Source organism: Microvirga splendida (assembly GCF_016427565.1).
Lineage (GTDB): Bacteria > Pseudomonadota > Alphaproteobacteria > Rhizobiales > Beijerinckiaceae > Microvirga > Microvirga splendida.
Genome location: NZ_JAELXT010000040.1, coordinates 1 through 18798 on the forward strand (window position 1 = coordinate 1; position 18798 = coordinate 18798).

Annotated in this window: 19 protein-coding genes and 5 pseudogenes; 11 read left to right on the forward strand and 13 right to left on the reverse strand. The window is 63.6% G+C overall.

The features are described 5' to 3' along the window. A partial coding sequence (locus JAO75_RS22225) for a MarR family winged helix-turn-helix transcriptional regulator (RefSeq protein ID WP_199051398.1) occupies positions 1–291 on the forward strand: 291 nt, incomplete at its 5' end. 225 nt (positions 292–516) lie between these two features. Here JAO75_RS22225 and JAO75_RS22230 read toward each other — a convergent pair. The 9 genes from JAO75_RS22230 to JAO75_RS22270 form a co-directional block, all read right to left on the reverse strand. Next, entirely contained in the window at positions 517–1122 is a 606-nt protein-coding gene (locus tag JAO75_RS22230) for a glutathione S-transferase (RefSeq protein WP_199051399.1), read from the reverse strand. A gap of 22 nt (positions 1123–1144) precedes the next feature. After that, positions 1145–2857, reverse strand: a complete 1713-nt coding sequence (locus JAO75_RS22235) for an FAD-dependent oxidoreductase (RefSeq protein WP_199051400.1) — start codon at positions 2855–2857, stop codon at positions 1145–1147. 39 nt (positions 2858–2896) lie between these two features. Further along, complete coding sequence (locus JAO75_RS22240) at positions 2897–3640, reverse strand: SDR family NAD(P)-dependent oxidoreductase (protein WP_199051401.1); 744 nt, start codon at positions 3638–3640, stop codon at positions 2897–2899. Then, complete coding sequence (locus JAO75_RS22245; RefSeq protein WP_199051402.1) at positions 3637–4452, reverse strand: SDR family NAD(P)-dependent oxidoreductase; 816 nt, start codon at positions 4450–4452, stop codon at positions 3637–3639. The genes JAO75_RS22240 and JAO75_RS22245 overlap by 4 nt, the downstream gene beginning before the upstream one ends. Before the next feature lie 8 nt (positions 4453–4460). Then, the gene (locus tag JAO75_RS22250) at positions 4461–5219 is read right to left on the reverse strand and encodes an SDR family NAD(P)-dependent oxidoreductase (RefSeq protein ID WP_246742660.1); all 759 of its coding nucleotides are present in this window, start codon (positions 5217–5219) and stop codon (positions 4461–4463) included. Positions 5220–5288: 69 nt separating this feature from the next. Next, entirely contained in the window at positions 5289–6431 is a 1143-nt protein-coding gene (locus JAO75_RS22255; RefSeq protein WP_199051404.1) for a C4-dicarboxylate TRAP transporter substrate-binding protein, read from the reverse strand. Positions 6432–6473: 42 nt separating this feature from the next. Further along, positions 6474–7790 (reverse strand): TRAP transporter large permease, encoded by a 1317-nt coding sequence (locus JAO75_RS22260; protein ID WP_199051405.1) that lies wholly within the window; start codon positions 7788–7790, stop codon positions 6474–6476. Positions 7791–7794: 4 nt separating this feature from the next. After that, positions 7795–8337, reverse strand: a complete 543-nt coding sequence (locus JAO75_RS22265) for a TRAP transporter small permease subunit (protein ID WP_199051406.1) — start codon at positions 8335–8337, stop codon at positions 7795–7797. Between the two features lie 25 nt (positions 8338–8362). Beyond that, the gene (locus JAO75_RS22270; protein WP_199051407.1) at positions 8363–9127 is read right to left on the reverse strand and encodes an SDR family NAD(P)-dependent oxidoreductase; all 765 of its coding nucleotides are present in this window, start codon (positions 9125–9127) and stop codon (positions 8363–8365) included. Between the two features lie 202 nt (positions 9128–9329). Here JAO75_RS22270 and JAO75_RS22275 point away from each other — a divergent pair, with 202 nt between their 5' ends. Together JAO75_RS22275 and JAO75_RS22280 are read left to right on the forward strand one after the other, a co-directional pair. Further along, positions 9330–10043, forward strand: a complete 714-nt coding sequence (locus tag JAO75_RS22275; RefSeq protein ID WP_199051408.1) for a GntR family transcriptional regulator — start codon at positions 9330–9332, stop codon at positions 10041–10043. A gap of 729 nt (positions 10044–10772) precedes the next feature. Then, a complete protein-coding gene (locus JAO75_RS22280) occupies positions 10773–10979 on the forward strand; it encodes a hypothetical protein (RefSeq protein WP_199051409.1) in 207 nt (68 codons plus the stop codon). A 576-nt stretch (positions 10980–11555) separates the two neighbouring features. On the opposite strand, the pseudogene JAO75_RS22285 reads toward JAO75_RS22280, so the two are convergent. Beyond that, positions 11556–11909 (reverse strand): annotated as a pseudogene (locus JAO75_RS22285) (aldo/keto reductase); the annotation flags it as partial. 1 nt (position 11910) lies between these two features. Here JAO75_RS22285 and JAO75_RS22290 point away from each other — a divergent pair. Together JAO75_RS22290 and arsH are read left to right on the forward strand one after the other, a co-directional pair. Continuing rightward, positions 11911–12426 (forward strand): annotated as a pseudogene (locus JAO75_RS22290) (arsenic resistance protein); the annotation flags it as partial. Positions 12427–12490: 64 nt separating this feature from the next. Further along, a pseudogene (arsH, locus tag JAO75_RS22295) lies at positions 12491–13080 on the forward strand (arsenical resistance protein ArsH). Between the two features lie 55 nt (positions 13081–13135). On the opposite strand, the gene JAO75_RS22300 reads toward arsH, so the two are convergent. Then, entirely contained in the window at positions 13136–13981 is an 846-nt protein-coding gene (locus JAO75_RS22300; RefSeq protein ID WP_343234674.1) for a sulfite exporter TauE/SafE family protein, read from the reverse strand. A 90-nt stretch (positions 13982–14071) separates the two neighbouring features. On the opposite strand from JAO75_RS22300, the gene JAO75_RS22305 reads away from it, so the two are divergent. The 4 genes from JAO75_RS22305 to JAO75_RS22320 are packed head-to-tail and all read left to right on the forward strand — an operon-like array spanning position 14072 to position 17384. Further along, entirely contained in the window at positions 14072–14389 is a 318-nt protein-coding gene (locus JAO75_RS22305) for an ArsR/SmtB family transcription factor (protein ID WP_199051411.1), read from the forward strand. Positions 14390–14442: 53 nt separating this feature from the next. Beyond that, positions 14443–14697: a DUF1127 domain-containing protein gene (locus tag JAO75_RS22310; RefSeq protein WP_199051412.1), complete on the forward strand. Its 255-nt coding sequence runs from the start codon at positions 14443–14445 to the stop codon at positions 14695–14697. Positions 14698–14711: 14 nt separating this feature from the next. Further along, positions 14712–16142 (forward strand): FAD-dependent oxidoreductase, encoded by a 1431-nt coding sequence (locus JAO75_RS22315; protein ID WP_199051413.1) that lies wholly within the window; start codon positions 14712–14714, stop codon positions 16140–16142. A 51-nt stretch (positions 16143–16193) separates the two neighbouring features. Further along, positions 16194–17384, forward strand: coding sequence for an MFS transporter (locus tag JAO75_RS22320; protein ID WP_199051436.1), 1191 nt, complete (start codon positions 16194–16196; stop codon positions 17382–17384). Between the two features lie 30 nt (positions 17385–17414). Here the strand turns inward: JAO75_RS22320 and JAO75_RS22325 are convergent, their stop codons facing one another. After that, entirely contained in the window at positions 17415–18050 is a 636-nt protein-coding gene (locus JAO75_RS22325) for a nitroreductase family protein (RefSeq protein WP_199051414.1), read from the reverse strand. Positions 18051–18243: 193 nt separating this feature from the next. Here JAO75_RS22325 and JAO75_RS25280 point away from each other — a divergent pair, with 193 nt between their 5' ends. Next, entirely contained in the window at positions 18244–18375 is a 132-nt protein-coding gene (locus JAO75_RS25280; protein WP_281433543.1) for a hypothetical protein, read from the forward strand. Between the two features lie 49 nt (positions 18376–18424). On the opposite strand, the pseudogene JAO75_RS22330 reads toward JAO75_RS25280, so the two are convergent. After that, positions 18425–18547: pseudogene (locus JAO75_RS22330) on the reverse strand (GTP 3',8-cyclase MoaA); the annotation flags it as partial. Between JAO75_RS22330 and JAO75_RS22335 the strand changes: the two are divergent. Continuing rightward, positions 18547–18753: pseudogene (locus JAO75_RS22335) on the forward strand (transposase); the annotation flags it as partial. The pseudogenes JAO75_RS22330 and JAO75_RS22335 overlap by 1 nt on opposite strands. Between the last annotated feature and the right edge of the window lie 45 nt (positions 18754–18798).

The following is an 18798-nucleotide window of genomic DNA, read 5'->3' on the forward strand; positions in this document are numbered from 1 at the left end:
TTCGAGGCGATGAGCGCCAAGGCCATCGGCCGCCACTCGGCCATGCACAAGACGAAGGTGAGCCGGGCAGTGCGGGCCCTGGAGGAGCGGCGCTGGCTCCGGCGCCGCCCGAGCGAGGAGGACCGCCGTGAGGAGATCCTAGCCCTGACATCGCTGGGGCGGAGGGTGTACATAGATATTATTCCGCGGGCAGTCGCATTCGAGAAGCGTATTCTGGGCACCCTTGGCTCCGATGCATCTCCCCTCCTTGCCTCCTTGTGCCGACTTGAGGAAGTTCTCAAGATCCGCTGAGGAAGGGCTGAGGGGAGATATTACTGTGCTGCCTCCCTGTAATGCCGTCGGTACAGCCTTATGGAGGAAGTCGACGAAGGACTTCACCCTCATTGGAACGAACTCCGCTTGGGGTAGACACCATAAACACCGGCCCTCGCCGACATGTGAGACGCTCAGGTAGAATAGCTCTCATTCAATACCGCCAATAATCGCGGCAGAGCGAGTGTAAATCGGCCCCTCTCCCTATGTGTGAGGAGTGGTCAACTTCATCGATGGGCGCTCGCTGAACTTCTGATACCAAGCTGTAAGTGCAGGATGGCTGTTCCGCCAAGAATAATCGGGGAAGCGGAAATCCAGGTACCCGAGTGCGCAACCGACCGCAACGGTCCCTAGATCTACCACACCGTCCAGATCACCGATATCGCGCTCCAGGAGATCTAGTGACCGCTCGATCTTGCGCATCAAGCTATCGTCCCAGGCGTCCCAGCGATACTCCGGCGGTCGGGCAACGCGCTCGTAGCGTGCTAAGAGCGCGGCATCGAGGATGCCGTCCGCCACCGAGTGCCGCACCGCGACGCTCCAGCGTGTGTCGTCGGTCGGGAGCAAGCCGCCGCCAGTGACGGCGTCGAGATACTCGCAGATCACACGGCTGTCGAAGAGCACCTGTCCGGTGTCGGTGTAGAAGGTTGGGACCTGTCCCAGCGGATTGTCGGCGGCGATGCTCATGTCGGTTCTGATCGGGTCCGCCTTGCTGGACAGGATCTCAATGCGGTCCGCGCATCTTTTCTCGTGAGCCACAACGAGCACCTTGCGGACGAAGGGAGAGGCGGGCGAGTAGTAGAGCTTCATGATCGTCTCCAGTTGAACAATATCAGGTCCGGGAGGTCGCGATCGCCTGCCCGGCAATGTAACCGAAGGTCAGAGCAGGACCGAGCGTGATCCCGGCAGCGGGATAGGTACCGGCCATAACCGAGTTCATGTCGTTTCCGGCGACATAAAGGCCGGGGATCGGGCGGCCTTCGGTGTCCAGGACTCGGGCAGAAGCGTCGGCACGCAGTCCCTTGGCTGTGCCGATGTCTCCGGGCCACACGGCAACCGCGTAGAAGGGCGGACGCTCGATAGCGCCGAGGCAAGGGTTCGGGCTGTGTTCGGGATCGCCGAGATAGCGGTCGTAAGCGGACGCTCCACGGCCGAAGTCCGGATCCTCGCCCGTACGGGCAGCGCGGTTCATCGATGCCACTGTTTGCTCCAGGGCTGCGGCTGGCACCCCTATCTTGGACGCGAGGTCCGGGATAGCTTGCGCCTCGAACAGGTAGCCGTCCCGCACGAGGCGCCGGACCAATGGCGCTCCAGCGATTCCAGGCCGCACCAGGCCCAGCCCGTACCGCTTGAGGAAAGTGCGGTCGCAGATCAGGTAGGCTGGCACAGAAGGACTTTCCCCTTCGGCCTTTAGCATCCCCGCCACGAAGTCGTGGTAGGAACTGGCCTCGTTCGTGAAGCGTCGGCCTGTCGAATTCACGGCGATGAGTCCCGGCTTCTGTCGGTCAGTCACGAGGTGGGGGAAGAGACTCTCCGATCCGTCCGCCCGCCTCCACACCGAGACCGGCGCCCACAGCGCAGGGCCGGCATTGTCGTCCTCCAGAGCGGCGCCGGCCGAAAGGGCGAGATCAAGTCCGTCGCCGGTATTCCCCTTCGGAACCACGGAACGATGGACATCCGGGGTAGGCAACTCGACCAGGCGCCGGGCAGCGCTGTGGGGAAAACCGCCGGTTGCCAGAACGACTCCGAGGCGCGCCTCGATGGCACGCTCTCCGGATGGGGTGCCGACGGCGACACCGATCACGTGCCCGCCACGCATGATCAGGCGCTGAACCGGGACGTTCCGCCGCAGAACCACGCCGGCATCGTCAGCCGATTTCAGCAGCATTCCCGCGAGCGCGTTGCCCAGCAAGAGCCGCGTGCCGCGCCCCCAGGGGCCCACCTTATCTCGTGCATAGCGCGAGAGGATCGCAGCTCCATGCCGGACATTCGCCACACTCTTGGTCAACCCCAGCAAAGCGTTGATGTCGCTGCGCCCCACCATCATCCCGCCGAAAACGAGGAAGTTCCGGATCGGAGGGCGCAGATGCTTAAACAGTGGTCCCAACCGGCGCCCATCGAACTCGACCGGATCGAGCGTCCGTCCTCCGAAAGATGCGCCCCCCAGTTCCGGTTTGTAGTCGGGTGAATAGGCGCGTGCCGTGAAGCGGACGGCGGTCCGCTCCTCGAGGAAGCGGACCATCCTCGGGCCATTGTCTAGATAGGCATCGACAATCTCGCGCCGCATCCGGTTGCCAACAGTCTGCGAGAGATAAGTTATCACGGCGTCCCGGCTGTCGCTGTGCCCGACTTCCGCCATGTGTGGATTGTCCGGGATCCACACGGCCCCACCAGACACGGCTGTCGAGCCGCCGAAGAATTCAGTTTTCTCGACCACCAGAACCGTCAGCCCAGCGTCGCGGGCGGTCAAGGCGGCGGCCATGCCGCCTGCACCCGAGCCAACGACAACCACATCGAACGTTTCAACGAACTCCAGGTCCGCCATGTTTTGTCTTCCGATCTCAATCATGGGAGGAACGGCATCTCAGATGCCAAGGCCACCTCCGAGCGTCTTGCCTCCGTCGACGAACAGCACCTGCCCGGTAATGAAATCGGTCCGGTGAGCGGCAAGAAACGCGACTGCATTGGCGACGTCCTCCGGCCTGCCGGCGGCTCCGGTCGGCTGAAGGGCGAGTTGCTGCGCCAGACGCTCAGGCGAAAGGGCCTGCAACAGGGGGGTCTCGATCAAGCCCGGGGCAATGGCGTTGACGAGGATGCCGCTAGGCGCCAGTTCCATGGCCATCGCCCGCGTCAAGCCGACCACGGCGGCCTTGGCGGCAACATAGTGGGCGTGATTGCGTGCGCCCAGAAAGGCGCGCGAGGCGATGTTGACGATCTTTCCGCCCTTCTGCATCCGTGGGATCGCCGCCTTGCACAGAGCAAAGACGGCGATCAGGTTGACCTCATAATGCCTGCGGAAGTCCTCGGCTGCGAGGTCCAGGAGCGCCCGCTCGTCGAAGATGCCGGCGTTGTTCACGACGGCATCAATCCGCGGCAGCCGAAGGACAAGATCGGAAAGCGCGACCTCGTCCCGCAAGTCGAGCACCGCAGCCTCGGCCCGACCGCCCGCCTCGGCAATCTGGTCGACAGTTGCCTCCGCACGCTCCTTGGCGAGGTCGGCGACTACAACATGGTAGCCGTCGTCGGCGAGGCGTACGGCGATCGCACGGCCAATGCCGCCACCCGATCCCGTGACGATTGCAACCGGGTGTTCACTGCTCTGGGTCAAGTGTCCGTCTTCCCTTTTTGATGTATCGCGAAATGAGCCCCGCGCTGGTGCGTCAGGTATCCGGCGGTCAGGCCTCCATCGACCTCTAGGACGGTGCCCGTGACGTAGCTTGCCTGCCGCGACAGGAGATAAAGAATGCTGTCGGTGATCTCGTCGGGTTCGGCGAACCGCCCCATTGGAGTCCGGTCCAGCATGACGCCTTCACGGAAATCCTCCGGCACGCCGCCGAGGAGCATCGGCGTGTTCACTCCGTTGGGGGCCACCGCGTTGACCCGGATGCCGAACCGGCCCCACTCGACCGCTAGGGACTTGGTCAAGCCGACGACACCCCATTTCGAGGCGGCATAGTTCACCCGTCCCGGCTGCCCTCCCTTAGCGGTGATGGACGCGAGGTTGACGATTGCTCCGCCGCGGCCGCCCGCGATCATCGCCTGACCGACGGCGCGGCATGTGTTGAAGACACCCGTGAGATTGACACCGATAACGGCATCCCAGGCCGAATCAGTCATTTCGGCCGCGGGGGCGGAACGGGTAATCCCGGCTGCCGGCACCGCCCCCGTGACGGGTCCGAGCTCCCGCTCGACACGGCCGACGAAGGCATCGAGCGCACCGGCGTCCCGGGTGTCGAGACCGGTTGCGATGCTCCTGCCACCTTCGGCCACAATCTGGTCGGCCATTGACTGCGCCGCCTCCTGATCGAGGTCGCAGACCGCAACGGCGGCCCCCTCCCCTGCTAGTCGCCGCGCGACGGAGGCGCCGATTCCGCGGCCGGCGCCGGTCACGAGAAATACGGAATTGTCTGGAATCAGCATTGCAGACCTCACGCATGATCTGGATCGGGCAGGAACTTCGCCATGCTCCAACCGCCGTCGACCGGCAGGACGACGCCCGTCAAGAAGCCAGCCATCGGACTCGCCAGGAAGAGTGCTGCGGATGCTACGTCGGCGGAGGAACCTGGTCTCCCGAGCGGGCAGCCTTCGATCATCATGCGGCGAAACCAGGGGTTCTCAGCAAGACGCCTCTCTGTGAGCGGTGTCTCAATCAGTCCGGGCGCGATCGCGTTCACCCGGATGCCGTCGCGCCCATATTCCGTTGCAAGTTGGCGCGTCAGCCCGATGACGGCGGCTTTCGTCGCCGAATATGGTGCGCTCCTTGCCGCGCCAACCATGCCGAAGACCGAGGCAATGTTGACGATGGCGCCGCCGCTCCCCCGCATCGCACGGACCGCTGCGCGGCACAGGCGGAAGACGGCGGTTTGGTTGACTGCGACATACCGTTCGTAGGCATCGTCGTCGGTGTCGAGAATAGGCGCCGCATTCCCGATGCCCGCGTTATTCACGAGGACGTCGCAGGTTCCGAACCGCTCCATCGCCGCGGCGATGATCTTGTCTCCGGCGGCGGGTTCCGTCAGATCGAGGGCAAGTTCGGCGAATGAGGACGAGTGAAGGGAATGCGGAGCACGGCTCCGGTCGACCCCGAGCACTGATCCTCCGGCGTCGAGGAAAGCCTGTGCGATGGCGAGCCCGATGCCGGACGATGAGCCCGTCACCACAATGGTCTTCTGTTCAAAGGTCAGCATTGTTTTCATCAGGATTTAGTCACTTCCGCCGTTCGGTGGCCGGAGGCGGAGCCTCCGGCCGGAAGCGCCTCAGTTGAGGCCGTACTTGCTGGCGTCCAACTTGTCGTAGATCTCGCGGCGCAGCAGCTGGGTGAGTTCGTCCTCGCTCTTGCGGTTGGCCTTAGCGAGCAAGCCCTCCCACTTCTGCATCAGGGACGACAGCTCCTGAACCGACTTATCGAACGTCTGAATGCCCGCCCGCTTCCCGATGTCGGCCATGCCGCCGATCCCGTCTGCGACAAACTTATCGTAGGATTGCTGCAGGTCAGCCGGAGGCGGAATGATCGCCTTTCCGGCGGCTTTCGCGGCGTCGAGATTCTTCTGCACTAGTTCGTCATAAGAGATCTGCAGGCGAGCGAGCGCACGCGCTGATTCCTCGAAGATGATCTTGCGCTGGTCGGGCTTGAGTTCAGACCAGAAGTCCTTGTTGAAGATCCAGGTCGCGCCGGCGAAGAACGGGCCCATCGTCAGCGTGTTAATGGATTTCGTGACGCCCATTAGCGTTGCGCCGGCAGTCAGGTGCGTCACGTCGGACGCGGTGCAATCGACGGTTCCGCGCTCGAACGCGGTATAAATTTCCGAGGACGGGACGTTGACGGACACTGTACCAATAGTCTCGCCAAAGCGGGCCCATGCGCCGCCGGGCATACGCACGCGCTTCCCACGCAGATCTGCGAGGGTCTTCACTTCCTCCCGGCAGATGAAATGATAGACAGGTGTCGAATAGGATCCCAAATAGATGACGTCATTCTTCGCCCAATCGCTGTTGCCCGCCGGATTCATCAGGCCGAACTCGGTCGCCGCGAAAGCGGCAACCATAGGGTCGGGATGCTTGAAGGACAGGTCGCCGATGGCGTTCCAGAGCGGCAGCTCGGAAGGAGTGTACGTTGCTGTGTGGAACCCTCCCTGAGCGACGCCATCCGCAACTCCCTGCATCGTTCCTTTCGCCGGAAGTAGCGCGCCCGCCATGTAAATTTCGAAGTTGACGGCGCCGCCTGTGCGCTCGCTTACCGCCTTAGCCCACGGCACGTGAGCCGCCAGCGTGATGGGGTGATTGGGCTCAAGCCAGGTCGAGAAGCTGTAGTTCTCGGCGAGCGCGGCCGAGCTGAATAATCCGACACCGGCGGCAAGTGCAACCCCTCGCGTTGCATTCCGACTGAACTTCGTAGGCATTGTCTTCCTCCTTAGGATTGTGTCCATCTCTCCAGTTTGATCTCATCGCAACATCAGGCTTGGCAGCAGGAGAGAAATTGTTGGGAACGCGATGAGAATGAGCAGAACAATAATGTCGGTGAGAATGAACCAGGATGCGCCCCGGAAGATCGACGGCAGGTCGACCATGCCTCCGAGTGAAGTCTTGATGACATATACGTTTAGTCCAACGGGCGGCGTGATGAGCCCGATTTCAAGCAGCTTAATCGTGATAATCCCGAACCAGATCATGTCGATCTCGAGCCGCTGCAGCAACGGCATTAGGATCGGGAGCGTGAGCAGCATGATGCCGATGGAGTCGATGAACATGCCGAGAAAGATGAAGATGACGGAGATCATCATAAGCACGACATATTTGTTGTCGCTCATGTTCAGCACCATGTCGGCTACGAAGGCTGGAACCTGACTAAGCCCCATCAAGCGGACGAACATGGCGGCTCCGACCGCAATGATGAACATCACAGAGGTAGCGATGGCCGCGTCGATCACCGCTCCCCAAAGCATCTTCAACGACAAAGAGCGGTAGAACGCGGCAATGACAATGGCGAACAGTGCGCCAACGGCACCAGCCTCGGTTGGCGTGAAGACACCCGCGAAGATTCCGCCGAGGACGCCGATGATGAGCGTCGGAAGCGGCCAAACCGTGCGCAGTGCCGTCTGCCTTTCTTCAGCAGAGAACTCGACTTGGCCGCGCGGCGCGAGCTTCGGATTCAGCAGAACCCGGATTGTAATCATCGTGATAAAGGCGACGGCGGTTAGGACTCCGGGGATGAACCCTGCCATGAACAGGGCACCGATCGACGTGCCGGTGAAGACGCCATAGATCACCATGAGAATGGACGGTGGTATCAGCGAGCCGAGAGTGCCCGCAGCGGCCACGGTTCCGGTGGCCAGGCCCTTCTCGTACCCTGCGCGCAGCATCTCCGGAACCGCGATGCGCGACAGAGCGGCGGACGTGGCGACCGAGGAACCCGAAGCCGCAGCGAACATTGCGCTGGCTGCGACCGAGGCGGACGCGAGGCTGCCAGGCACCCGTGCTAAGAGGATTTGCATACTTTGGAACAGGCCCTTGGTTACGCCGCTCCTTGCCGCAATGTACCCCATCATCAGGAACATCGGGACGGCGCTGAATTCCCAGGTGGCGACGAAATTGTAGGGTATCGCACTGACGATGCCCCACGCCGCCCTCATGTTGGTGAGGAATCCGATACCAACGAAGGACACACCCGCCAACGCGATGCCGATCGGCATGCGGATAGCGATCAGGACGAGCGTTATCGCAATGCAGAGGAAACCTACCTCGACACGTTCGAGTCCCATGGCATCACTCTCCAGTATGTTCGATGTCAAGGGCGCCGAGCCACGACTCGCGTTCGAACCCGATGAGCACGCCCATGAAGTGCCAGAGCCCGATCACACTTGCGAGGCCGAAGCCGATCGGCAGTACGAACCGGGCCGGCCAGATCACGGTCTGGGCAGGCCCCATGGCGATTTCGTTCCGCCCATAGGCACGCATGGCGTCGAGCCATGTCTGCCAGGCGAAGGCGCCGTAAACGGCAACCAGCGATGCAAGTACGATGAGCACACAAGCGATTTTCATCGCGCGCGGCATTCGAATGAAAACGACGTCAACGACGATCGCCTGCCGTAGCCACTCGACGAGAGGCAGCGGCAGATACACGGCAATTACCATGTAGTAGCCGGAAACGATCTCGAGAGTTCCCTGAACGGGCGAATTGAAGACGTACTTCATGAAGACGTCTGCACAGATGTGCAGCATCATCAGAACGAGAGCGACTCCGGCGATTGTGGTCAGCGCCTGGAGCAGGCGGGTGACTCCGGGCAATGTTGGGTTCGGTTCAGCCATCGTGATGCCCTCCTCTTGATAGCCGTTACTGCATGCGATAGCCGCCGTTGACGTCGATCGTCGTCCCGGTCACGTAGCCCGCCTGCGGTGAGACGAGGAAGCTCACAGCCGAAGCCACATCGTCCGGCCGGCCAAGCCGACCGAGTGGGATGGTGGCGGAGGCGGCGGCATCATTGGAAGGGTCCAGGGACAGACGCAACATCGGCGCATCGATGAGACCAGGAGCCACGGAATTTGCCGTGATGCCACGGTCGGCCAGTTCGCGTGCGAGCGCTTTCGTCAGGCCGAGAACGGCCGCTTTGCTGGCGATATAGCTGGCGCTCGAGCGATACCCGCCCAACTGGGCGGCGACGGAGGAGATCGTCACAATGCGACCGAGTTCGTCGCGATCTGGCGCTCGACGGGCGTATTCGCGGGTGCAGAGAAAGCAGCCGGCTGCATTAACGGCCATGGTGCGGTTCCAGTGGTCGAAGTCGGTTTCCACAACGAGTGGCCGCGACCCGTCCTCTTTGAATAGGAGGATGCCTGCGCACGTGACGAGGACCGAAGGGCGTCCGAGCTTCGCGGACACCGCGTCGAAGAGCGAGACAACCGAAGCCTCGTCGGTGACGTCCGCATAAAAACCGTCGTGGCCGTCACGGGGCAGGGCTGAAGCGGTTTGTCGAGCAGCGTCGCTGTCGATGTCGGCAACGGCTACGATGAGGCCATCCGCGGCCAGAGCTTCGCTGATACTGGCGCCGATTCCGCGCGCGCCGCCGGTTACGAGAGCAATCCGCCTCGTCTCTGTCATGACGTTTCTTCCCATGTGCGCAGTCTTAGAGCCGCGTTTTATCCAAAATTTGACTTTCCCAGCAGCGCCGTCGGTTCACAACGAGTGGAAAGCCGCGTTTGGATAAAATTTTCACGACTAGTTGCGCATGTCAACGTGAATGTGGATTTTGAGACAAGCTTTGGATAAAATTCTGGATCCATAACGTAGGAAATGATGTTGCATGTCAAAGATGACAAGTGCTGCCGAGGTCGCTGATCTTTTGCGCGAGCGCATCCTGTCAGGGGAAATCCCCCCGGGGCGCCGGCTTCAGCAGATCCCTTTGTCTGAGGAACTTGCCGTCTCCCGAACCCCTCTGCGGGAGGCTCTTGCACTTCTCGCAAGGGACGGGTTGCTCGACTACGAACCAAACCGCGGCTACGCAGTTCGGGAATTCAGACTCACCGATGTTATCCAAGCCTTCGAAGCGCGAGGCAGATTGGAGGCGTTGGCAGCAAGCCTTTGTGCCCGAAACGGTTTGCAAGGCGGGGTGTTGGACCGACTGAGCGCCGTTCTCGCAGACGGCGATAAGATTCTTTCAAAGGGTATGCTGGACCCCGATGACCTTCCCGCCTACCGCATGATGAACGTGGAATTCCACGAAACAATCCTGGAACAGTCCGGCAACCGATGGGTGGTGGACTTCGTGCGGCAGTGTCAAAACGTTCCCCTCGCCTCTAATCGCGTTTTCATTTGGGATGACTTTGAGACGATCAAGCGCTCTCATGATGATCACCACCGCATCCTCGCCGCCATTCGCGAGCGTGATGCGGAGCGCGCCGATTACATCATGCGGGAGCATATTCTGTATGCTGGGCGTATTTTACGAAATGCGGCCCAAGATTTTGGTAATTGGTCCCGGATAGATCGGCGCCGTTCCGTCGCTGCAGGCTTTTAGACTCTAGGCTAGGAGCGCGTGCAGGTGAAGCAACCTGGATGAAAACCTTCTCCCACCGACGCGACACTCGGGACCAGGCCCTCTCAGTGCGCCCACCTTGACGCGTTCGCAGGAACTGGGAAAAATTGAATTCAGATCAAGGAAGTTGAGGCGATATGGGGAGAAGATCTCCTACTCAAGGGCTCGATTCCGTTATCCTTCTGGATCCAGTTTCCTGGGAAGAAAGGACCAAACCGGATCAGCATCTAAGTTCTTGATATTGTTCCGTGAGCGATCTGGGACTCGAACCAGAGCCCTTCTCACTAAAGGGAGACGTTACCGACCGGTGAGTGAGCAGTCCGGCGCAGTCCCAACCACTGCCGCAACTCGCCTGCTACCAGCGGCTCTCGCGACAACCTTGAAAATCTTTCCTTGCTCCCTGACAAACGACGCCGTGGTCCCCGCGATCACAATGCGGGGCTAGTGTACTGTCGTATTGGTTAGCGTCAGGAGTTGTGGGAGGGGCGCTGGCTATGAGCACGGCGTCCAGTCCTTACGGGGGCTTCCGCTATTCGGCTAGGGTGATTAACCGCGCCGTCTGGATATATCACTGCTTCAGCCTGAGCTTGCGAGAGGTCGACTGATCGTCGCTGCTCAGGGTCTCGTGTTCAGCGGCAGGGCCTGTCCCATTGCATTCAGAACAGACCCTTGCGAGGAACGTCGCGACAGCCGGACCTCGTAGGTCACAACATGAGCGACAGCCCCTCATCGATTGTGCAAGAGGTCGGAGCCATCATCTGGCTCATCTCGTTACAGGCAGCCTACATGCGCTGCCAGCTGTCGAGCATGCGTGATCTGAAGAAGGCGCTGGTCCATCCGGCAGCCGTGTTCGCAGATCCGCATGATGTTGTGTGCCATCCCTTGCTGTCACTCGGCTGCAAGCGCGAAGTCCTCTGACGCTGGGCCTGGGTCGAGTATCTCGTCGACCTCGCCGCTGCTGAGGGTATGGCTGACGGCCCGCCCCCTCGCCTGGATGAAGTCAGGACTGCGTTGGTTCGTCTCTGTTATGACTGGCGCCCTCATCCGTCGGCACCAGCAGCGTCTGTGAGTCGCTATACAGTCCATGAGAATGCCCAGGCGGCATGAGGAGGTGACGAAGGCATGAACATCGGCATGCTCCGGATTAACAGACCTCCTTTCCTCGCCGATGATGCACTGCTGTACTTTCTAGGTCAGGCAACAAGTTCCCTTGTCCTTCGGGAACGTCTGGTTCGTCATCCCATAGGAGACATTCGGTATTCTTCTGCAGTGTGCCGATACCGTTGAAAACGTCTGCAAGTGCCCTTTCCCGCGCAGTCAGCATACAGGCTGTTGTGTCTGCTCTGGCACACTGACGCTAGAATTAGATCGACGAAGTAGCACCCGCGAGTTTTTCAACAAGATCTGCCATGAGCCGACATCAAACTGTCCATACTGAATAGCTGAGGGCCAATCACGAGAGACATCAGCTTTGCGGTCTTCCGAAGATCCCACTCAGGCAAATCCGACCACGGCGTGCGGCACATACGGCTCTTCCAGATCCGCAACCCCCTCAGGCGTCAGCTTGAGGGATAGGGCGGTCACTGCATCCTCTAGGTGCTGCGGCTTTGAGGCGCCAATGATGGGTGCGGTTACCACCGGCTTGTGCAGCAACAAAGCCAATGCAACCTGCGCTCGAGGAACTCCGCGTCGGCTTGCGACTTCGGCCACACGTTCCACAACCTTGCGGTCCGCCTCCGCTGTCTTGGCATACAGCGTCTTGCCGAACTCGTTCGTCTCTGAGCGGGCGCTGCTCTCATCCCAGTCACGGGTGAGACGGCCGCGGGCCAGCGGACTCCAGGGGATGACGTCGGTGGGGCTCTATATCGTCGTGCCGGTGGTCGCTGCCTACGCGGTGCGCCGCCGCCTGCTCGCCTCGGGCGGCGAGCCCGCGCTCCAGGCGCTGCTCGCGCGCATCCAGCCCCTGTCGCTTGCTGCGCTGCTCGCGACCCTCGTATTGCTCTTTGCCTTCCAGGGCGGGCAGATCCTGACGCAGCCGCTCATCATCGCGGTCCTGGCCGTGCCGATCATGTTGCAGGCCTACCTGACCTTCGGCTTTGCCTACTGGCTCAACCGGGTCAGCGGAGAGGCCCACTGCGTTGCCGGACCTTCGGCCCTGATCGGAGCGAGCAACTTCTTCGAGCTCGCGGTGACGATCGCCATCAGCCTGTTCGGCTTCGAGTCGGGCGCGGCCCTGGTGACCGTCGTCGGCGTACTGGTCGAAGTGCCCGTGATGCTTTCGCTCGTGAAGATCGTGAACCGGAGCCAGGTCTGGTACGAGCAGCGGAACAAGCTCCCGGAGCGGAAGGTCGCGGCCGGTGAGTGACCTTCCCAACATCGACTTCACGGCCCTCGACGTGCCGGACCTCGGCAAGCTGGAGCCGAAGCATATGTCGACGCACCCTCCCCGCTCCTCCTGCTCTACGGCTCGCTGCGGGAGCGCTCCTACAGCCGCTTCCTGACCCTCGAGGCCGAGCGCCTGCTCCGGCACTTCGGCGCCGAGACCTGCGTCTTCGACCCGCATGGGTTGCCGCTCCCGGACGCCACCGCCAGCGATCATCCCAAGGTGAAGGAGCTGCGGGAGCTGTCGCTCTGGTCCGAGGGCCACGTCTGGTGCAGCCCGGAGCGGCACGGCGCCATGAGCGCGGTGATGAAGGCCCAGATCGACTGGATTCCGCTGTCGACGGGTGCCGTGCGGCCGACACAGGGCAGGACGCTAGCCGTGATGCAGGTATCGGGCGGCTCGCAGTCTTTCAACGCGGTCAACCAGATGCGGGTGCTCGGGCGCTGGATGCGGATGGTGACGATCCCGAACCAATCCTCGGTTGCCAAGGCGTTCCAGGAGTTCGACGAGGCCGGAAGGATGAAGCCGTCCTCCTACTACGACCGGGTGGTCGACGTGATGGAGGAACTGGTGAAGTTCACGCTCCTGACCCGTGACCGCTCGGACTACCTCACCGACCGCTACAGCGAACGCTAGGAGGCGGCCGAGAAGGAAGCCAGGCGTCTCGCCGCGGAAGCCATGAACCACGAGGTTAAGGCGGCCGAGTAGGCGAACCCGAACCGGGGTTCAACCCGTGACGCCAGACCTTGACGGCCGAGACCAGCAGGATTGCCGCGAGCAGCGGCAGCAGGACCGCATCTGGGATGACGCCCAGCAGCAGACCGCCGAGGAACGTGCCGACGATGGACCCCGCCGCCATGACCAGCAGGAAGCCACGGTTGCGGCCGAGAACGGAAAAGCTCCGGTCCCGGCTGTAGCGGGTGAAGCCCACGAGCATGGTCGGCAGGCTGACGGCCAGGGACAGGCTCCCGGCCAGCTTGATGTCGGCCCCGAACAGCAGCACCAGGGTTGGGATCAGGAGCTCGCCCCCGGCCACGCCAAGCAAGGAGGCGACAATGCCGATCACGAACCCGGCGACGATGCCTACGACGAGTTGTACCGATCCGGTCAGGAGCGGTTGGCCAGCGGTCGCATCATGGCCGAACACCAGTCCCCCCGCGATGGCGACCAGGAGGACCGCGATCACCCGGTAGAGAGTTTCGGACTTGAGGCGTATGGCCCATCCGGCACCGATCCAGGCTCCCAGGAGGCTTCCGGGCAGTAGATTGAGCACGATCAGCCAATGGGCAGCGATCAGCCCGAAGGGTACCGTTGCCGCCCGGAACGGCAGCGCGGATGCAACCACGACTAGGCTCGTGGCCTTGTTCAGGATCACCGCTTCCAGGGCTGCGAAGCGGAACATCCCGATGAGCAGCGGCAGGCGGAACTCGGCGCCCCCAAGTCCGATCAGACCCCCAAGCGTCCCGATGACGGTGCCTCCCACGAAGGCGGCGGGCATGCTCCGGCGGACAGTCGGTGGATCGGGATCGGGTTTCACGGCGCATCACGATCCTTGGCCCCGGACGCAACTTCGATGATCCTAGAAGTATCGCTTGACGGCCGGCCCGTGCAGGTTCATGGTATTTCCATGAACATCGAACAAGCAGCCAAGCAGCTCGAAGCGCTCGGGCACGTCAGCCGACTCCAGGTCTACCGCACGCTGGTGCGGGCCGGAGAGGCGGGCCTGCCCGTCGGTCAGATCCAGGAGCGTCTCGGCATCCCGCCGTCGACGCTCTCGCATCACCTCCAGCGGCTCCTGCTGACGGGACTGGTGACACAGGAACGGCAGGCCACGACGCTGATCTGCCGGGCCAGCTATCCGGCGATGAACGGCCTGATCGGCTTCCTGGCCGATGAGTGCTGTGCCGACGCCGGATGTTTGACCCAGGCGGAGAACGCCGCCTGATTCTATTTTGCCCACTATTTCCATATTACCGGAAATATCAAAAGGAGAGACAGATGCCCGGCTTCCTTCCCTTCGTCCTCCATCTCGCCCGCGCCGCCCGGAACCGACGGCAGGTCTCTGCTCTAAGCGAGCTGGACGACCATCTCCTGCGCGACATCGGCCGCGAGCGGGCGGACGTCCTCGCCGTCCTGGCCCAGCCCCTCCACCGCGATCCCTCGCGGATGCTCAAGATCCTTTGCTGCCACGCACGCGTCCTCGTCGAGCGCGTGCGCACCGGTTTCGCTCCCAGCCCCGCCTCCTGCTGCTGACCAAGGAGTCCCCCATGACCTCGCTCGAAACTCTCCCCATTGCCGTCATCGGCGCAGGCCCCGTCGGCCTGGCCGCCGCTGCTCACCTGATCCGGCGCGGCCTGCCCGTGAGGGTCTACGAGGCCGGAGCCACCGTTGCCACCAGCGTCAAGGATTGGGGCCACGTCCGCCTGTTCTCGCCGTGGGAGTACAACACCGACACGGCGGCCCGCGCGCTGCTCCAGTCCCATGGGTGGCGGGAGCCTCCGGGGAAGGCCATGCCGACGGGATTGGACCTGTGCGAGGCCTACCTCAAGCCGCTCGCCGAGACGCCCGAGATGGCGGCGGTGATTGAGACGGGTGCCAAGGTGACGGCGATCACCCGGCAGGGCGCCGACAAGGTGCTCAGCAAGGGCCGCGAGACCAAGCCGTTCGTCCTCGCCGTGTCGAACGGGAACGGCACGATCCGGCGTGACCTGGCGCGGGCGGTGATCGATGCCTCCGGGACGTGGACGACTCCGAATCCTTTGGGTTCGGGCGGAATCCTCGCCGAGGGCGAGGCGGAGAACGCAGGGAACATCGCCTACGGCATCCCGGACGTGCTCGGACGCGACCGCGCTGCCTACGAGGGCAAAACGACCCTCGTGGTCGGCGCCGGCCATTCGGCCGCGAACGTCCTCCTCGACCTCGCCCGGCTGGCGGAGCGCGATCCCCGGACCTCCATCGTGTGGGCAACCCGCGGCGAGAACCTGATGCGGGTCTATGGCGGGGGCACCGCCGACCAGCTCCCGGCCCGGGGTGAGCTCGGCTCGGCCCTCAAGGCGCTCGTCGACAGTGGACAGGTCACCCTCGTGGCTGGCTTCTCCGTCACCCGCGTCAATGCCGTCGACGGGCAGGTCATGGTCGAGGGCGAGACGGCGCAGGGCATCCGCGAGGTCGGCCCCGTTGACCGGATCGTGGTCTCCACCGGACAGCGCCCTGACCTGAACCTCACCCGCGAGCTGCGGCTCGACCTCGACCCGTGGCTGGAAAGCTCGAAGGCGCTCGGGCCGCTGATCGACCCGAACCTGCACTCGTGCGGATCGGTGCCGCCGCATGGCCACGGCGAGCTCGCCCATCCGGAGCCGGGCTTCTATACGGTCGGCATCAAGAGCTACGGCCGTGCCCCGACCTTCCTGATGCTCACGGGCTACGAGCAGGTCCGCTCGGTCGTGGCGGCCATTGCCGGAGACCTCGTGGAAGCGGCCGACATCCACCTGGTCCTGCCGGAGACGGGCGTGTGCTCGACCAACCTTCCCGTCGACGGTGTACCTGCGTCTTCGGGATGCTGCGGCGGTCCCGCCCCGGCGAAGGCCGACGCCTGCTGCGTCGCGGATGCCGAGGCCAAGGCCGAGGGCAAGTCCGGCTGCGGATGCGACCCCGCCAAGGCGCCGGAGAAGGTTGCGGAACCTGCGGGCTGCTGCTGAGATCCACCCGTGTCGAATCCGGTGAGTGAGTCCCTGGCGAGCGATCCCGCCATGCCGAAGCCGAGCCCGAGGGTGGTCATCTCCGCCCTCGGCATCACCCAGATCCTCGCCTGGGGATCGTCCTTCTACCTGCCGGCCGTGCTCGCGCAGCCGATCGCCGCCGACACCGGATGGTCGCTCGGTTGGGTCGTGGGCGGGCTCTCCGTCGGCCTCCTCGCGGCCGGGCTGGTCGCGCCGCGGGTCGGCCGCACCATCGATGCGAAAGGGGGCCGCCCGGTCCTCGTCGCCAGCTCGGTCCTGCTCGCCGCCGGGCTCGCGACCCTCGCGCTCGCCCACAGCCTTCCCGTTTACCTGATGGCTTGGCTCGTGATGGGCGTCGGCATGGGGTCTGGTCTCTACGACGCGGGCTTCGCGACGCTGGGCCGCCTGTACGGTAGGGATGCCCGGCGTGCGATCACCACCCTAACCCTGTGGGGTGGTTTCGCGAGCACCGTCTGCTGGCCCCTCAGTGCTTGGTTCGTCGAGCACTTCGGCTGGCGCGGTGCCTGCGCGGCCTACGCCGCAATTCACGTCCTCGTATGCCTTCCGCTGCACGCCTTCGCCGTGCCCGGCGTCGGCTCGGTTTCGCGCGATGGTAGGTCGGCCGGCGCGAGACCCGGGATGCCCTCACCGCCCCCTCTGATCGGGACCAGGCGGATGCGGGCATTCGCGCTGCTCGCCACGATCCTCACCCTCGGGGCGGTGACCGCCTCCATGATCGGGGTGCATCTGCTCACCTTCCTCCAGGCACGGGGCCTCGGCTTCGCGGCGGCCGTTGGCCTCGGGGCGCTCGTCGGACCGTCGCAGGTCGGCGCCCGCGTCATCGAGATGGCCTTCGGCCGCCACTATCATCCGATCTGGACCATGGCGGCCTCCGTCACCTTGGTCGCGAGCGGGGTCATCCTGCTGCTCCTAGGATTCCCGATCCTGGCGCTTGCCCTGGCGCTGTACGGTGCGGGAAACGGCATCGGCTCGATCGCCAAGGGCACCCTCCCCCTCGCCTTGTTCGGTCCCGACGGCTACGCCTCGCTCCTGGGGCGGCTGGCGATGCCCAGCCTGCTCGCCCAGGCATTGTCCCCGTCACTCGGTGCGATCCTGATCGAACGGGGCGGCACGGATGCCGCGCTTGGCGTTCTCTCCGGTTTGGCCTGCCTGAACCTCGGGCTCGTCGGGCTGCTGTGGGTGACTGCCCGCAGGAGGTGATCCACGGGCACGGCCAATCCCCATTGGGGATCAGCCGGCTTCCCCCGCGTCGGGCTGCCAGGTCCGCAGGAGTTCCGGGTCAGGCTCCGGCGGTGGCCCCTTGACCTTCGCGGGCATCCCGATCCCGACGAAGCACAGAAGCCCCTCGTTGTTGGCAAGGCGGAAGGCGCGGTGCATCGCCTTCGTCGCGACCTTGCGGCCGCTCACGGCCATCGCGCCGTAGCCCAGGAGGTCGGCGGCCAGAACCACATAGCCCAGGGCGGCGCCCGCGGACGCGCGCTGCTCGATCTCGGGAACCTCCATGTTCTCCTGCACGCGGGAGATCACCGCCAGAAGCATCGGCGCATGGGAGGCCTTCTCGCGGGCGCGCTCGAGCTTCTCGCCCGCGATGTCGGGATCGAGTTCCCGCTCGGCGGCCTCGAACGCGTCCGCCAGGGCATCGCGTCGGTCGGGCGGGATGACGATGAAGCGGAATGGCTTGAGGCCCATGTGATCCGGCGCCCGGCAGGCGGCCTGCACGATCATGCGGATCTCGTCCTCGGACGGACCAGGGGCCGCCAGATGCCGAGGTGGCGTCGATCGTCTTGTGCAGATGCGATGCAGCAACTTCAGTCCGTCCGCCTTCGCGTCAGGGAATTCCGACGGGGCCGATCCGGTGTTTGCCATGGTGCATGATCTCCTGCGTCACGTGGGAGCCGGCAACCGACGCGTCCCGGCGCCCCCGATGGATGGAGGCCCAGGATGCCACATCTCCTGCCGACGTTCGAACGCTCCGGAATGGGGTCGTCTCGGAGCTGCCACCGGATTATGATCGCCCCGACATGTCGCCGTGCGCCAATCAACCGGGAGGAGCCCGACGATGTCCCGCCGCAAGCGCCAAAGACGCCTGGAAGAGCACTACAAGGCACAGCTCGCCCCATGGGTGGCGGGCACCCTGGGAGCCTGTGTCCTGCTGATGCTCGCGATCTACGTCGCCAGGATGCCTCTTTGAATTCGGACGGCATCGACCATCGGGCCGGAAGGGATCAAGGATCCGCTGCTCAGCCCCGGGTCATGCTCATGTGCCGCCCCACCGCCGGACGGGTGTGGCGACGGTCGATGATGAAGTCGTGTCCCTTGGGCTTGCGGCTGATCGCCTCCTCGATCGCCTGCACCAGCAAACCTCAAGCGGCTCAACGGTGAAATCAAGCGCCGGACGGATGTGGTGGGCATCTTCCCGAACGAGGCGGCGATCCGGCGGCTGGTCGGCGCGATCCTGCTGGAGCAGAACGATGAGTGGGCGGTGCAGCGCGCTCGCTATCTGACACTGGAAACCATGGCGCCGATGAGCGATGATCTCTTGGTCAGCTTGCCTGCCGTGGCAATCTGATCATCCCGGCTCTGGCCGGTGATCGTGGTGATCCGCCGTCAGTTA

Excerpts from the sequence above, each read along its gene's own strand:
- JAO75_RS22230 (WP_199051399.1), bottom strand. The coding sequence starts at position 1,122 with ATGAAGCTCTACTACTCGCCCGCCTCTCCCTTCGTCCGCAAGGTGCTC.
- JAO75_RS22235 (WP_199051400.1), bottom strand. The coding sequence starts at position 2,857 with ATGGCGGACCTGGAGTTCGTTGAAACGTTCGATGTGGTTGTCGTTGGC.
- JAO75_RS22245 (WP_199051402.1), bottom strand. The coding sequence starts at position 4,452 with ATGCTGATTCCAGACAATTCCGTATTTCTCGTGACCGGCGCCGGCCGC.
- JAO75_RS22250 (WP_246742660.1), bottom strand. The coding sequence starts at position 5,219 with ATGCTGACCTTTGAACAGAAGACCATTGTGGTGACGGGCTCATCGTCC.
- JAO75_RS22255 (WP_199051404.1), bottom strand. The coding sequence starts at position 6,431 with ATGCCTACGAAGTTCAGTCGGAATGCAACGCGAGGGGTTGCACTTGCC.
- JAO75_RS22260 (WP_199051405.1), bottom strand. The coding sequence starts at position 7,790 with ATGGGACTCGAACGTGTCGAGGTAGGTTTCCTCTGCATTGCGATAACG.
- JAO75_RS22265 (WP_199051406.1), bottom strand. The coding sequence starts at position 8,337 with ATGGCTGAACCGAACCCAACATTGCCCGGAGTCACCCGCCTGCTCCAG.
- JAO75_RS22270 (WP_199051407.1), bottom strand. The coding sequence starts at position 9,127 with ATGACAGAGACGAGGCGGATTGCTCTCGTAACCGGCGGCGCGCGCGGA.
- JAO75_RS22275 (WP_199051408.1), top strand. The coding sequence starts at position 9,330 with ATGTCAAAGATGACAAGTGCTGCCGAGGTCGCTGATCTTTTGCGCGAG.
- JAO75_RS22280 (WP_199051409.1), top strand. The coding sequence starts at position 10,773 with ATGAGCGACAGCCCCTCATCGATTGTGCAAGAGGTCGGAGCCATCATC.
- JAO75_RS22305 (WP_199051411.1), top strand. The coding sequence starts at position 14,072 with ATGAACATCGAACAAGCAGCCAAGCAGCTCGAAGCGCTCGGGCACGTC.
- JAO75_RS22310 (WP_199051412.1), top strand. The coding sequence starts at position 14,443 with ATGCCCGGCTTCCTTCCCTTCGTCCTCCATCTCGCCCGCGCCGCCCGG.
- JAO75_RS22315 (WP_199051413.1), top strand. The coding sequence starts at position 14,712 with ATGACCTCGCTCGAAACTCTCCCCATTGCCGTCATCGGCGCAGGCCCC.
- JAO75_RS22320 (WP_199051436.1), top strand. The coding sequence starts at position 16,194 with ATGCCGAAGCCGAGCCCGAGGGTGGTCATCTCCGCCCTCGGCATCACC.
- JAO75_RS22325 (WP_199051414.1), bottom strand. The coding sequence starts at position 18,050 with ATGGCAAACACCGGATCGGCCCCGTCGGAATTCCCTGACGCGAAGGCG.
- JAO75_RS25280 (WP_281433543.1), top strand. The coding sequence starts at position 18,244 with ATGTCCCGCCGCAAGCGCCAAAGACGCCTGGAAGAGCACTACAAGGCA.